The sequence below is a fragment of the Streptomyces sp. NPDC020917 genome (assembly GCF_044333795.1).
In the GTDB taxonomy this organism is placed as follows: Bacteria; Actinomycetota; Actinomycetes; order Streptomycetales; family Streptomycetaceae; genus Actinacidiphila.
Genome location: NZ_JBIRRR010000006.1, coordinates 192,390 through 205,128, shown reverse-complemented (window position 1 = coordinate 205,128; position 12,739 = coordinate 192,390). Strand labels below are relative to the sequence as shown.

Here is a 12,739-nt window from a genome sequence, read left to right as displayed (position 1 = left end):
TGAGCGCACCGTCACAAGAAACCCCCAAGAAGCCGTGCAAGCTTCCGCGGGCGAGGGGCACGGGACGCCCGGAGCGGCGGAAGAGGGAACGGGTGGCTTCGACGATGGGCGGCGCGGGTCCGGTCACGGGACCGGGGGAGGGCGGTGCGGTGTCGCGCCGCAGGTTGCTCGGGCTGTCCGGGGGCGCCGCCGCGGCGGCCCTGGCGTCGGGGTGCGGGCCCTCGTCGACCTCGACCTCATCGGCACGGTGCTGACGCTGAAGTTCCCGTACCAGAACCCGCCGCTGCCCGCGCCCGGCAGCACGCCGGGCGAGAACCCCGTCTGGCTGCCGCAGTTCCGTGCCGCCCAGCACGGCTGAGCAGGCGTTCCTGCGCGGGCGCCCGCGCGTCGACGGCAGCCCGCAGCATGTCGATCTCTGTCACGGCCCGTCGACTCACATGTCACAGAGGCGTCTTGAGTGAACTCCGGCCGCAACTGGCCGCCGGGAAGCGGGTGTCCCAGAAGACGATCACGGTCCGCTCAGCCCGAGTGAGCCGGACGACACCACTTCGCCGGAGTACCGATGCGCCTCAAGAAGATCCCCGCCCTCGCCCTCGTCGTGACCGCTGCCGGCCTCTCGTTGACCGCGTGCAACGGCAGCAAGGGATCGAGCGCGGCTGCCGACAGCAGTGCGCCGGTTGCCGCGAGCAGCTCCACCGGCGGCCAGAGCCCGACCTCCGATTCCTCCGCGTCCGGCTCCTCCACCGGGTCGGCCAGCGGCTCCGCGAACGGGTCCGCCAACGGTTCATCCACCGGGTCCGGCACCGGCTCCGGCACCGGTGGCCGGTCCGCCGTCCCGATCCCGTCCAGGGCGTCGGGAGCGATGTGCAGGACCGACGCCCTCGGTTTCAGCGCCGCCTCCGCGGGAGTCACGAACGAGATCGTCGTCAACCTGAAGAACACCGGTTCCGGCACGTGCAGCATGCACGGCTTCCCCGGCGTCCAACTGGTGGGCCCCGACGGCCTCGGCGACACCGGTCCCGACGCCGCACGCACCGACGCCTCCGCGTCCACCGTCACCCTCGCGCCCGGCGAGGAGACCCGCTTCCTGCTCCGCTACCTCCCGGACACCAGCGGCTCCGGCAAGACCTACACCAGGCTCTCCGTCACCCCGCCGAACGAGACCGTCTCGGAGATCGTGAACCTCGGCCACCAGGACATCACCGTCCCGGCCTCCGGCGGCAACGCGCCCGACGTCTACGTCGACCCCGTCGGCTACCACGTCGGCTTCGGCAAGTGAGCCCACCGGCGGCTGCGCGGTGTCCCCACGGAGTGTGCCCCGCCGCACCGGAGCCGGGCCGGAACCCGTAGGCGTGCGCAGAGCACTGCGCGCCTCGGAGGGGCTGGGCTAGCGTGGCGGGCATGGAATGCTTCGCAGCCCGGCGTACCCGCGACTGAGGGCTCCCCGCCGTTCACCTTCGGCGCGAGTGAGCCCGTCGATGCCCGTTCCCCAGGTTGTCGACCCTCAGCGAGAGGCGCATTTCCATGCTCATTCGCACCCTCGAGCCGCGGGACCGCGCGCGGCTCATCGAGCTCACCCTCGACACGTTCGGGCCGTTCTACGAGGAGTTCTTCCGGCCTCTGGCCGGCGAGGCCGTCTTCACGCGGCAGCACGGCGGGTGGCGCGAGGACTACCACGCCCTCCTCGCCACCCTGCACGACCCGGAGCGCGACAAGTACGTCGCCGTCGCGGACGTCGACGGTGAGATCGCGGGCTACGCGGGGTGGGAGATCGACCACTCCCGCGAGCACGGGCGCATCACGATCCTGGCCGTCGCCGCACACCACCGCGGCCGCCACCTGGGCACCGCGCTCTGCGAACACGCCTTCGGCACGATGCGGGCGCGCGGCGCCGTCTACGTCGAGATCGGCACCGGCGGCGACGAGTTCCACGCCCCGGCCAGAGCGCTGTACGAGAGCCTCGGCTGCGTCAAGGTGCCCGCGGCCGTGTACTTCCGGGAGCTGTGATCCCGCACCCAACCGACCCCCGGCCGGAACCGCTCACGCTCCGCGGGTCCGACCACCGACACTCACGTCTCCCGGGCCGCCGGCCGGGCTGCTCCTGCACGGGGAGGTGTTCTTCGGGGGGTGCGAGCCGGGCGGCGGCGCGGGGGTCAGCGTGTTCTGCGGTCGCCGGGCGAGAGGAACTCGCGCCAGTCGACGCCGGTGTCGATCAGCCGGCCGACGGCCGCTCCGGCGGCGCCGAGCGAGGCGACCAGGAGGAACGCGCCGAACCCCCCGAACCAGCCGGCGAACGCCAGGGCCATGCCCACCAGCAGGCCCAGTGCTGCTCTGCTCATCGCGGTCCTCGCTCACATCACGGGTACACGAGGGGAATTGGGGGAGGGGACGGGACGTCACTCCACGCGCGACTCGCCGGAGTCGTCATCGTCGTCGGGCAGATGGACGTCGTTGACGGCGACGTTGACCTCGACGACCTCCAGGCCCGAGATGCGCTCCACCGCGGCGATCACGTTCTCCCGCACGTCGCGGGCGACGTCGGTGATGGGCACGCCGTACTCCACCACGATGTCCAGGTCGATGGCGGTCTGGCGCTCCCCGACCTCGACCTTGACGCCGCGGCCCACGTTGGGGCGGCCGCCGGGAACACGGTCGCGGACCGCGCCGATCGTCCGGGCCAGCCCGCCGCCCATGTCGTACACGCCGGGGATCTCCCGGGCGGCCATCCCGGCGATCTTGACCACCACGACGTCGGCGATCGACGTGCGCCCGCGCGTCGCGGCCGGCTTGTCGGCACCGGCCGATCCCCCCACCACCGTGGTCGCACCCGCCACCGAACGGTCGGCCCCCGCACCCCGCGCCGCGCCGTTGGCCGCGCCCTTCCGGGTCTCGGTCTCCATCTGCTGAGCCGCCATCGCGAACCTCCGAGTCGTCCTCTTCCAGCGTTGCCTGCGGGAGTTGGACACGGCGAGGCGGCCCCGTGTGACGCACCGGCCGGAGATTTTTTCGCGCGCCTGCCCGCGCACCCGCCCGCGCGCCTGCCCCTACGGCTCCCGCCGGCACGATCGGCCCGGCCGGGCACGACTCGCACCGCGATCCCGGATTGAGGACGGCGCGGCGGAACAGGAGGTACCTGGCGGCTCGCGCGCGTGCCGAGCCGGGTGGCACCGGACCGGTCCTCCATGACCAGGTGGGCCCGGGCCGGAGGGGACGGCGGACGGCGGCGTCACATCCGCTGGTGCGCCGTGTCCAAGCCATGAGGACGAGCGAAGGGGGATCTGCGTGCCAGGGGCCACGCGAGCGATGCCGGCGCCCGGCGCGGAGCGCGGTGATGCGGTGGAGCCGCTGCTGGTGGTGCGCGCCGCGGAGGGGGACGAGGAGGCCTTCGAAGTCCTCATCCGCAGGCACGCGGCCGGTCTGCTCCGGCTGGCGGCACGGCTGCTCGGCGATCCGGCCGAGGCGGAGGACGCGGTGCAGGACGCGTTCCTCGGCGCCTGGCGCCGCCTTCCGGAGTTCCGGGGCGAGGCCGCGTTCGGCACATGGATGCACCGCATCGTCACCAACCGCTGCCTGAACATCCTCCGGGCCCGCCGCCCGGTGGCCGACCTGTCCGAGGTCCCGGAGCCCGCGGCACCGGAGCACTCGTCGTCCCCGGTCCGCGCGGCGGAGTCCCACGCAGCGGCCCGGGAACTGGCCCGGGCACTGGCGCTGCTCTCCGCCGAGCAGCGGGTCTGCTGGATTCTGAGGGAACGGGACGGCCTGCCCTACGAGGAGATCGCGGAGATGGTCGGGATCGCCGCCGATGCCGCCCGCGCCCGCGTGTTCCGCGCCCGACGCTGCCTGACGGAGGCGATGACCGCATGGCGATGAACCCCGGCGCGGACATGCCCACCCCCGGCCCGGACCCGGGCGACGACGAGCGGTTGCCCTGCGGCCGGTTGCTCTCCGAGGTGTGGGACGCCGGCGAGTCCGGCACCGAGGACCCGCACATGGCGTCGTGCCCGCACTGCGGCGAGGCGCTGCGCCAACTGACCCGGCTCGGCGAGGTGGTGCGGGCTGCCGGCGGCACCGGGAGCACGGATCCCGACGCGTCGACGCTCGCCGACCGCGTCATGGACGTGGTCAGGCTCGAACTGCGCCCGGGAAGGCCCCTGCCGCTCGGGGAGCCCGACGAGGACCTGTGGGTGCTGGAGGCGACCGCCGCCAGGACGCTGCGCGCGGCGGCCGACGCCCTGCCCGGCGTCCGAGCGGGCTCGTGCCGCATCGCGCCCGCGGGCACGGGCCGCCAGGACGGACCCGGCCGCGGTCCCGTCTCCGTACGGCTGGAGGTCGTCACGCCCTGGACCGCCGATCTGCAGGCCCTGGCCGACGAGATCCGGCGGCGCGTCCACGCCGCCGCGGACCTCGCACTCGGCATGCCCGTCGCCGCCATCGACGTCACGATCACCGATATCACCGATATCACCGGCATCGCCGGCGTCGACGACAGCACCTACAGCACCGGTATCGACGGTATCGACAAGATCCATGAGATCCACGGCAGCGCCGCCACGGACGCGCCGCCCGCACCGGCGACCGGTGACCGCGGCCGGACCGAGGACGCCGGAGAGGAGGAGTCGTGACGGACGACCGGAACCGCGCGGGCCGGGGCCCGGCGACGGACGCGTCCACGCGCCGCGCCCTGGGGGAGGCCGCCGCCCGCGCCGCCCTGGAGGTACCGGGCGTCGCGTTCCTGCGCCCCGGCATCGCCGACGCCCTGCGCGGCGCGGGCCGGTCGCGGGAGGTCCGCGCCGGCGGCGGACCGCCGGCCGGGGTCGGCGTCAACCGCAAGGGCCGGGGCGGCTCTTGGGAGATCCACGTGCAGGTCGTCGTCCGCCGCGACCGTCGCGCACTGGACGTCGCGCGCGCCGTCGAGACCGCGGTCACCGCGGCGGCGCGGGCCGCCGTGCCGGGCGCGCTCCGGGCACCCGGGGTCAAGGTGACGGTCGCCCAGACGATCTGACCTCGCCCCGGACGATCTGACCTCGCCCGGACGAGCTGACCGTCGCCTGGACGACCCGCCCCCCCCACGCGTGGCCCCCGAACGGCCGTGCGGGCGCGGCCGGTTCAGCGCGGCAGGTCGGGGGCCGCGGCGGTGACGAAGCTCTCCGCGTCGGTGCAGGCGGTCGCCGAGTCGCTCTTCGGGGCGACCATGATCACGCCGATGGAGCCGAAGGACGTCGGCCACCAGATGGCGCAGCTGTCGGCGTCGCCGCCGGAGGCCGTGCCGATGTGCTCCATGGTTCCCGACAGGCCGCGGACGGAGACCGGCGAGGCGGTCCCGACCCAGTCGTGCACGGTGGCGGCCGTGAGGTACTGGAGCACGATGCCGAGGCTGACGCCGCGGTAGTGCCCGGGCCAGGTGCACTGCCGCATGGTCTTCTTGTTCACCACGTGGTCCGCACCCTGCATGGCGAAGCGCTCGCGGACCGAAGTGCTCGGCGCGTCACAGGGCTTGGACAGGCTGCTCAGCGGTACCGCCGCCCGGCTGGTCGGTGCCTGGGTCGTCGGCTCCGCGGTGGTCGGGGGCGTCGTCGTCGGCTGCGTCGTGGGCGGCGTCGTGGGCGGCGGGGGCGTGGTGGTGAGGGCGGAGGAGGGACCCGGCGGGGACGACGCCCCGTCCGTGCCGGAAGCGCCGCCGTCGGTCAGGAAGCCCACGACCAGGGCGACGACGGCCACGAGGACGACGGCCGCCGCGCCACCCGCCGCGTACCTGCGGCGCCGTGCGGCCGCCGGGGAAGGGCCGGGTGCGGCCGGGGTGGCCGTCTCCGTCACGGCCTCGTCGGCGCCGGGGAGTTGGGCCCGCAGCGTCGGCGTGGGAGGCACGGTGGTGGCGGCGGTCCGGGTGCCGTCCAGGGCGGCGAGGGCCTGCGCCGCGGTGGGGCGCCGCGACGGGTCCTTGTCGAGCAGCCGGGTGATCAGCGGGGCCAGCGCCCCCGCCCGGACCATGGGCGGCGGCTCCTCGTTGACGACCGCGTACAGCGCGCCCATGGCCAGTTCGCGGCGGAACGGCGAGACGCCCTCGGCCGCCTGGTACAGCGTCACTCCGAGCGAGAAGAGGTCGCTCGCGGCGTTGCCGTCCTCGCCCCGGGCCCGCTCGGGCGCGGTGTACTCGGCGGAGCCGAGGAAGGTGCCGGTGCTGGTGAGCGCCGTGTCGGTGGCCCGGGTCGCGATGCCGAAGTCCGCCAGCAGGACCCGCCCGTCATCGGTCAGCATCACGTTCGACGGCTTGATGTCGCGGTGCACGATCCCGGCCGTGTGCGCGGCGTCGAGGCCGGCGAGCAGTCCTGCGGCGATCGCCGCGACCTGTTCCGGCGGCAACGCCCCCCGCTGGTCCAGGTACTGGGCGAGCGACCGCCCCGCCACCAGCTCCATCAGGATCCAGGGCGTGCCGTCCTCGACGATCACGCCGTGCACCGCGAGGACGTTGGGATGCGCCCGGAGCTCCACCGCGTGCCGGGCCTCGCGTTCGGCCCGCGCCAGCCACCTGGCGCGCTCCCCGGACGAGGACGGCGGCAGGAAGATCTCCTTGAGCGCGACGTCGGTGCCCGTCTCCTGGTCGCGGGCCCGCCAGACGGTTCCGAACCCGCCCGAGCCGAGCTGCTCGGCCAGCCGGTACCGACCGGCGACGATCCGCCCTTCCCCGGCGTCGTGCGGCATCGCTCCCCCTTGCTCCCGCCGTCTGCCGCGCGCGCGGTCCCCACGCGCCGGGCGTCGCACCAGGCTAGACCCGCGGACGTCGCCATCGGGCGGATGCCGGGGATTCTTCGCCGCACCGGCACCGACCACCACGACGCCTTCACTCCCAAGCGGCACCGTTCTCCGCGCCTGCCCGCAAAGGGAGTTGGGGCGCGCAGAAGGACGGGAGCCCGATTCAGGCGTCCGGTTCGGCGAGCGGGGGGAGGGCGGGCTGGTGGACCCAGGCGTCGAGGACCGGGGCCAGGGGGCGGGAGGCGTACTGGGCGGCGTGCGCGGCGAGCCGGGCCGTGGTCACCACACCGTGGCGGTGCACGGCCGTCCAGCCCCGCAGCATGCGGAAGAACGCGCCCTCGCCCAGCGCCTGGCGCAGCGCGTGGACCGCCAGACCGCCGCGCTGGTAGAGCCGGTCGTCGAACATCAGCCGGCGGCCCGGGTCGCCGAGCGTCAGGTCCTGCCGGAGCCGGGCCAGGTACGCGTGCGCGTTGGCGGCGTGCGTCGCGGCACTCGGGCCGCCGCTGTGCTCGGACCACAGCCATTCCGCGTACTTGGCGAAGCCCTCGTTGAGCCAGATGTGCCGCCAGTCCCCGATCGAGAGGCTGTTGCCGAACCACTGGTGGGCCAGCTCATGGGCGACCAGCCGCTCCGAACGCCGTTGCCCGCCCAGGTGGTTGCTGCCGAAGGTGGCCAGCCCCTGCGCCTCGACCGGCACGTCCAGCTCCTCGTCGGCCACCACCACCGTGTACTCGTCGAACGGGTACGGCCCGAAGACGTCCTCGAAGAAGTCCATCATGCGGGTCTGCCGCCCGAAGTCGACGGCGAACTCGCGGCGCAGCGCGGCCGGCACGTACCCGGTCTGCGGCACGGGGCGGCGCGGGGCGAACACCGAGCTGCCGCCCACCAGTTGCACCGGCTCGTAGCGGCCGATCGAGACGGACACCAGATACGTCGAGGTGGGCGCCGCCTGCTCGTAGACCCAGGTGGTGCTGCTGGCCCGGGTGGTCCTGGACAGCAGCCTGCCGCTGACGACCACGGTGTACACCGACGGGGCGGTGACCGAGATCTGGTACGACGCCTTGTCCGCCGGCCGGTCGTTGCACGGGTACCACGAGGGCGCGCCGATCGGCTGGCTGGCGACCAGGGCGCCGTCGGTGAGCTCCTCCCAGCCCAGGCCGCCCCACTGGCTGGTGAGGGGCTGCGGATTGCCGGTGTAGTGCACCTCGACGGTGAAGGCCGCACCCGCCTCGACGGCCTTCGCGGGACGGACCCGCAGCCGTCCCGCGCGGTGCGTGTAGTGCGCGGCCCGGCCGTCGACGACGACCCGCTGGAGCCGGAAGCCGGCCAGATCGAGGGCGAACTCGCGCAGCGCCGCGCCGCCGGCCACCGCGCTGAGCCTGGCCGTGCCCCGCAACCGGTTGGACGCGGGCCGGTAGTCCAGGGCCAGTTCGTAGCGGTGGACCCGGTAGCGGGTGTCGCCGTGGGCGGGGAAGTACGGGTCCGCCTCCGGCGCCGCCGTTCGCTTCTGGGTCACCAGTCCCTCGCTCCCTCGTGTTCGCCGGACGCGGCGCCGCACACGAACCGCGTCCCGTCACCGTCACCGGCCCCTGGTCATGTCCCTTCCCGCCGCGGCTCCTCGTCGTGCCACGCCTCGGCCGGATTGCCCAGCCAGCGGCTGTCCGCGGGGATGGACTCCGCCCGCATCACCAGCGACGCGGGACCCAGCGTGCTCCGGGCCCCGACCTCGCTGCCGGGCAGCACGATGCCACCGGGACCGAGCGTCGCCCCCGCGCGGAGCACCACCGTATCCATCCGCATGATCCGGTCGTGGAACAGGTGGGTCTGCAGGACGCATCCGCGGTTGACGCTCACCCCGTCCTCGAGGGTGACCAGGTCCGCCTCGGGCAGCCAGTAGCTCTCGCACCACACGCCCCGGCCGATCCTCGCGCCCAGCCCCCGCAGCCACAGGTTCATCACGGGCGTACCCGGTACCGCCCCGACCAGCCACGGCACCGCGAGCACCTCCACGAAGGTGTCGGCCAGCTCGTTGCGCCACACGAAGCCGCTCCACAGCGGGCGTTCCACCGCCCGGAAGCGGCCGGCCAGCAGCCACTTCGCGGCGATCGACACCACGGCGGCCACGCCGCCCGCGGCCAGCAGCAGCGGCCCCGACAGCAGCGCCGCGACCAGGATCCCGTCCTGCGCCAGCCGCGCCAGCGCCGCCAGGACCAGGACGGCCAGCGCTGCCGAGCACAGCACCGGCACCAGCCGGCAGACCTCGACCAGCGCCCGCGCCCACACCAGGCGGGCGGGCGGCGCGTACGTCAGGCTCTGGTCCCCGTCGTCCGCGGTCCGCGGTAGCCGCACCGGCGGCATCCCGAGGTAGGAGCGGCCCTCCTTGGCCTTCTTCGGCGTGGCCGACAGCACCCCCACCAGCCCGCGGTCCGGGACGGCGCGCCCCGGCGCGGTCATACCGGAGTTGCCGAGGAACGCCCGCTCGCCGATCTCGGCCGGGCCGATCCGCAGCCAGCCGCCGCCCAGCTGGTACGGGGCGACCAGGACGTCGTCGGCGAGGAAGGCGCCGTCGCCGACGGTGGTGAGGCTGGGCATCGCCAGCACCGTGGAGACCTCGGCGCCGCTGCCGACCTTCATGCCCAGCGCGCGCAGCCACACCGGGGTGATCAGGCCCGCGTACAGCGGGAACAGCCGGTCGCGGGCGGTGTCCATGAGCTGGATCACCGTCCAGGACTGCCAGCCCACCCGGCTGTGCAGGGGGTGCCAGCCGGGGCTCAGGCGCAGGCTCAGCAGCCGGACGGCGGCCAGCAGCAGCGCCGCGTACGTCAGGCCGAACGCCAGGGTGGCGGGCACCAGGGCGATGAGCGCGCCGCGGACCGCGTCCGCCAGGCCGCTGCCGGTGGGCACCAGGGCGCCGGCCACGGCCAGCGCCGCGACGGCGGCGGCCGGCGGGAGCAGCGTCAGTCCCACCGCGCTGGTGCCGTACGCCGCCGCCCACCGTGCCCTGCGGGCCGGGCGCTGCTTGGGCCAGCGCCGCTCGGCCCGGCCCACCTTGACCGCGGGCGCGCCGGCCCAGCGCTGCCCGGTGGGCACCTGGCCCGTCACGCTGGACCCGGCGACGATCTGCGCCCGCTTCCCTATCCGCGTGCCGGGCAGCAGGGTGCTGCGGGTGCCGACCACGGCACCCGAGCCGACCTTCACCGGGCCGACCTCCAGCCGGTCGCCGTCGAGCCAGTAGCCGCTGAGGTCGACCTCGGCCTCGATCGCGCAGCCCCGGCCGAGCTTGAGCAGGCCCGTGACGGGAGGCAGCGAGTGCAGGTCCACGTCCGGGCCGATCCGGGCGCCCAGCGCCCGGCCGTAGCGGATCAGCCACGCGCCGGACAGCGCCGTCGCGCCGGTGGCGTCGGCCAGGCGCTCGGCGGCCCACAGCCGCAGATGGACGCCGCCGCCGCGCGGGTAGCTGCCCGGCTCCAGCCCGCGCAGCAGCAGCCGGGCCCCGGCGGCGGCCAGCGCCAGCCGGCCGGGCGGGCTGAAGAGGATCAGGGCCGCGGCGCCGACCAGCCACCAGGAGGCGGTCGGCGCCCACGGGTAGTCGCCGATCGCCGCCAGGACGTTGCCCAGGGCCAGCAGCCCGGTCGTCCAGCGCAGCCCGACCAGCGCGTACAGCGGCAGCAGCGCGAGCAGCTGCACCGCCTTGGCGCGATTCGGCACCGGCGCGACCTCCCTGGCCTGCCGTTCGTCGCGTACCGAGCGGTCCAGCATCCGTGCCAGCTTGCGCACGGTGGACGCCTGGTAGATGTCGACGACGGCCACCGAGGGGAAGCGGGTGCGCAGCAGCGTGGTGAGCTGGGCGGCGGCCAGGCTGCCCCCGCCCATCGCGAAGAAGTCGTCGCGCGCCTCGATCACCGGTACGCCCAGGACCTCGGTCCACTGCTCGGCCACCCACGCCTCGGTGCCGCGCAGCGGTTCGGCGGGCTCCTCGCCGGGGGCCGGTCCCGCGGACTCCGGCAGCGGCCAGGGCAGTGCGGCCCGGTCCACCTTGCCGGAAGTCCTCGTCGGCAGTGCCTCCACGGTCGCCAGCAGCGGCACCAGCGCCGCGGGCAGCCGCGCCGACAGCGCGGCGACGGCCGCGGCCCGGTCCCAGCCGTCGCCGGCCACCACGTAGCCGACCAGCAGCTGGTTGCCGCGCCGGGTCGTCCGCACCGCCGCGGCGGCGCCGGCGACGCCGGGCAGCGACTGGAGGGCGGCGTCCACCTCGCCCAGCTCGATCCGCCGCCCGCCGAGCTTGATCTGCTCGTCGGCCCGGCCGAGGAACAGCAGCCCTTCCGGTTCGGCCCTCACCAGGTCGCCGCTGCGGTACGCGCGCTGCCAGCCGAGCGACTCCAGCGGCGCGTACTTCTCCGCGTCCTTGGCGTCATCCAGGTACCGGGCCAGTCCCACGCCGCCGATGATCAGCTGGCCGCTGCCGCCCATGGGCACCGGCTCGCCGGCCTCGTCCACCACGGCCAGCTCCCAGCCGTCCAGCGGAAGGCCGATGCGCACCGGCCCCTCGCCGGTCAGCAGCGCCGCGCAGGCGACCACGGTCGCCTCGGTCGGGCCGTAGGTGTTCCAGACCTCGCGCCCCTCGGTGACCAGGCGCTCGACCAGCTCGGGCGGGCACGCCTCGCCGCCGAAGATCAGCAGCCGCACCTCGTTGAGGGCCTCCGGCGGCCAGAGCGCGGCGAGCGTGGGCACCGTGGACACCACGGTGATCTCCTGCTCGGCCAGCCACGGGCCCAGGTCGCTGCCGCCGCGCACCTGCGAGCGCGGCACCGGCACCAGGCACGCGCCGTTGCGCCAGGCCAGCCACATCTCCTCGCAGGACGCGTCGAAGGCCACCGACAGCGACGCCATCACGCGGTCGCCAGGACCGATCGGCTCCTCCTGGAGGAACAGCGCGGCCTCGGCGTCGACGAAGGCCGCGGCATTGCGGTGGGTGACCGCGACGCCCTTGGGGCGGCCGGTGGAGCCCGAGGTGAAGATGATCCACGCGTCGTCGTCGGGGGAGGGGCGCCGGGCGGCGGGCGCGGCGCGGCGGGCGGCGCCGGTCGGGGCCAGGCTGCGGCCGGCGCCCAGCACGGCCGCCACGCCCGCCTCGCCGAACACCAACTCCGCCCGCTCGTCCGGGTCCTCGGCGTCCACCGGCACGTACGCGGCGCCCACCGCGAGCACGGCCAGGATGCACACGTAGAGGTCGTTGCTGCCCGACGGCACCCGGACGCCCACCCGGTCGCCGGGGCCGATACCGGCCGCGGCCAGCGTGCGCCGCAGCGTGTCGACCTCGGCGGCGAGCGCGCGGTAGGTCAGCGCCGTGCGGCCGTCGTCCAGCGCGGGCTCCTGCGGGTGGGTGAGCACGGTCGCGTGGAGCACGTCCATCAGGGTCCGCGCCCCGGCCGCCGGGCGCCCCGCGAAATGGGCACGCGGCACGCCGGGCCGCTCGCCCGCGCCCGGCCGCTCGTCCACGCCGGTCCGCGCGTCCGCCCCGGGCCGCCCGCCCACGCCGATCAGATCGGCCGCACCGAGTTCGCCCATCAGCAGGTCGGCGTCCCGCAGCGGATCGCCCTGCACCTTCAGATTCATGCGCTCCTCGTCCCTCGTCCCCCTTCGGGGCCCCGCACCCGGCTCCGGGTGCGCGATGGCCGGCCCCTTCGGGCGCCGCATCCGTACCAAAGCAGCCCAAGCCGACCAATGCTAAGTGGCCGCCGCGCGCGGCGCTTCCCGAGCCGGACGGGCCCGCACCGGGCCCCGGAACGCCCCGGACCGGTGGCGCGCCCCCTCTGACCTGCGGGGGAACGGAGCCGCGGCGGCCCGGCGCCGACACCCCGTCAGACGGCCCAACGTGCCGCAACACACACTCCGGGCAGGAGCCACAGGCCGAACCCGCCCCGCGCGCCAGCCGCCCGCGCCAGGCACAGGTGGCCCCCCAGCAGGCGGGGGACGACGCGCCGATGAC

The 12,739-nt window shown here is 75.2% G+C and carries 11 protein-coding genes; 6 read left to right on the top strand and 5 right to left on the bottom strand.

What is annotated here, in order from left to right; translation table 11 throughout:
• The first annotated feature begins 211 nt into the window (after positions 1–211).
• From ACH4TG_RS15595 to ACH4TG_RS15585, 3 genes are all read left to right on the top strand, one after another.
• Positions 212–358 carry a hypothetical protein gene (locus ACH4TG_RS15595; protein WP_398242802.1) on the top strand — a complete coding sequence of 49 codons (147 nt, stop codon included), beginning with the start codon at positions 212–214 and terminating at the stop codon, positions 356–358.
• 204 nt (positions 359–562) lie between these two features.
• Entirely contained in the window at positions 563–1,279 is a 717-nt protein-coding gene (locus ACH4TG_RS15590) for a DUF4232 domain-containing protein (protein ID WP_398242801.1), read from the top strand.
• 245 nt (positions 1,280–1,524) lie between these two features.
• Positions 1,525–2,007 (top strand): GNAT family N-acetyltransferase, encoded by a 483-nt coding sequence (locus tag ACH4TG_RS15585; RefSeq protein ID WP_398242800.1) that lies wholly within the window; start codon positions 1,525–1,527, stop codon positions 2,005–2,007.
• 146 nt (positions 2,008–2,153) lie between these two features.
• Here ACH4TG_RS15585 and ACH4TG_RS15580 read toward each other — a convergent pair whose 3' ends face one another.
• Together ACH4TG_RS15580 and ACH4TG_RS15575 are read right to left on the bottom strand one after the other, a co-directional pair.
• Positions 2,154–2,339: a hypothetical protein gene (locus tag ACH4TG_RS15580; RefSeq protein ID WP_398242799.1), complete on the bottom strand. Its 186-nt coding sequence runs from the start codon at positions 2,337–2,339 to the stop codon at positions 2,154–2,156.
• 57 nt (positions 2,340–2,396) lie between these two features.
• Entirely contained in the window at positions 2,397–2,915 is a 519-nt protein-coding gene (locus tag ACH4TG_RS15575; RefSeq protein ID WP_398242798.1) for an Asp23/Gls24 family envelope stress response protein, read from the bottom strand.
• A 388-nt stretch (positions 2,916–3,303) separates the two neighbouring features.
• On the opposite strand from ACH4TG_RS15575, the gene ACH4TG_RS15570 reads away from it, so the two are divergent.
• From ACH4TG_RS15570 to ACH4TG_RS15560, 3 genes are read left to right on the top strand one after another with little or no spacing between them, the layout of a single operon-like run.
• Entirely contained in the window at positions 3,304–3,870 is a 567-nt protein-coding gene (locus ACH4TG_RS15570) for an RNA polymerase sigma factor (RefSeq protein WP_398243048.1), read from the top strand.
• Positions 3,861–4,622 (top strand): Asp23/Gls24 family envelope stress response protein, encoded by a 762-nt coding sequence (locus ACH4TG_RS15565; protein ID WP_398242797.1) that lies wholly within the window; start codon positions 3,861–3,863, stop codon positions 4,620–4,622. Before ACH4TG_RS15570 ends, ACH4TG_RS15565 begins: the two co-directional genes overlap by 10 nt.
• Entirely contained in the window at positions 4,619–5,002 is a 384-nt protein-coding gene (locus tag ACH4TG_RS15560; protein WP_398242796.1) for an Asp23/Gls24 family envelope stress response protein, read from the top strand. Before ACH4TG_RS15565 ends, ACH4TG_RS15560 begins: the two co-directional genes overlap by 4 nt.
• A gap of 104 nt (positions 5,003–5,106) precedes the next feature.
• Here ACH4TG_RS15560 and ACH4TG_RS15555 read toward each other — a convergent pair whose 3' ends face one another.
• From ACH4TG_RS15555 to ACH4TG_RS15545, 3 genes are all read right to left on the bottom strand, one after another.
• The gene (locus tag ACH4TG_RS15555; protein WP_398242794.1) at positions 5,107–6,699 is read right to left on the bottom strand and encodes a serine/threonine-protein kinase; all 1,593 of its coding nucleotides are present in this window, start codon (positions 6,697–6,699) and stop codon (positions 5,107–5,109) included.
• Between the two features lie 214 nt (positions 6,700–6,913).
• Entirely contained in the window at positions 6,914–8,266 is a 1,353-nt protein-coding gene (locus ACH4TG_RS15550) for a M1 family metallopeptidase (protein WP_398242793.1), read from the bottom strand.
• Positions 8,267–8,343: 77 nt separating this feature from the next.
• Positions 8,344–12,366 carry a Pls/PosA family non-ribosomal peptide synthetase gene (locus ACH4TG_RS15545; protein ID WP_398242791.1) on the bottom strand — a complete coding sequence of 1,341 codons (4,023 nt, stop codon included), beginning with the start codon at positions 12,364–12,366 and terminating at the stop codon, positions 8,344–8,346.
• Between the last annotated feature and the right edge of the window lie 373 nt (positions 12,367–12,739).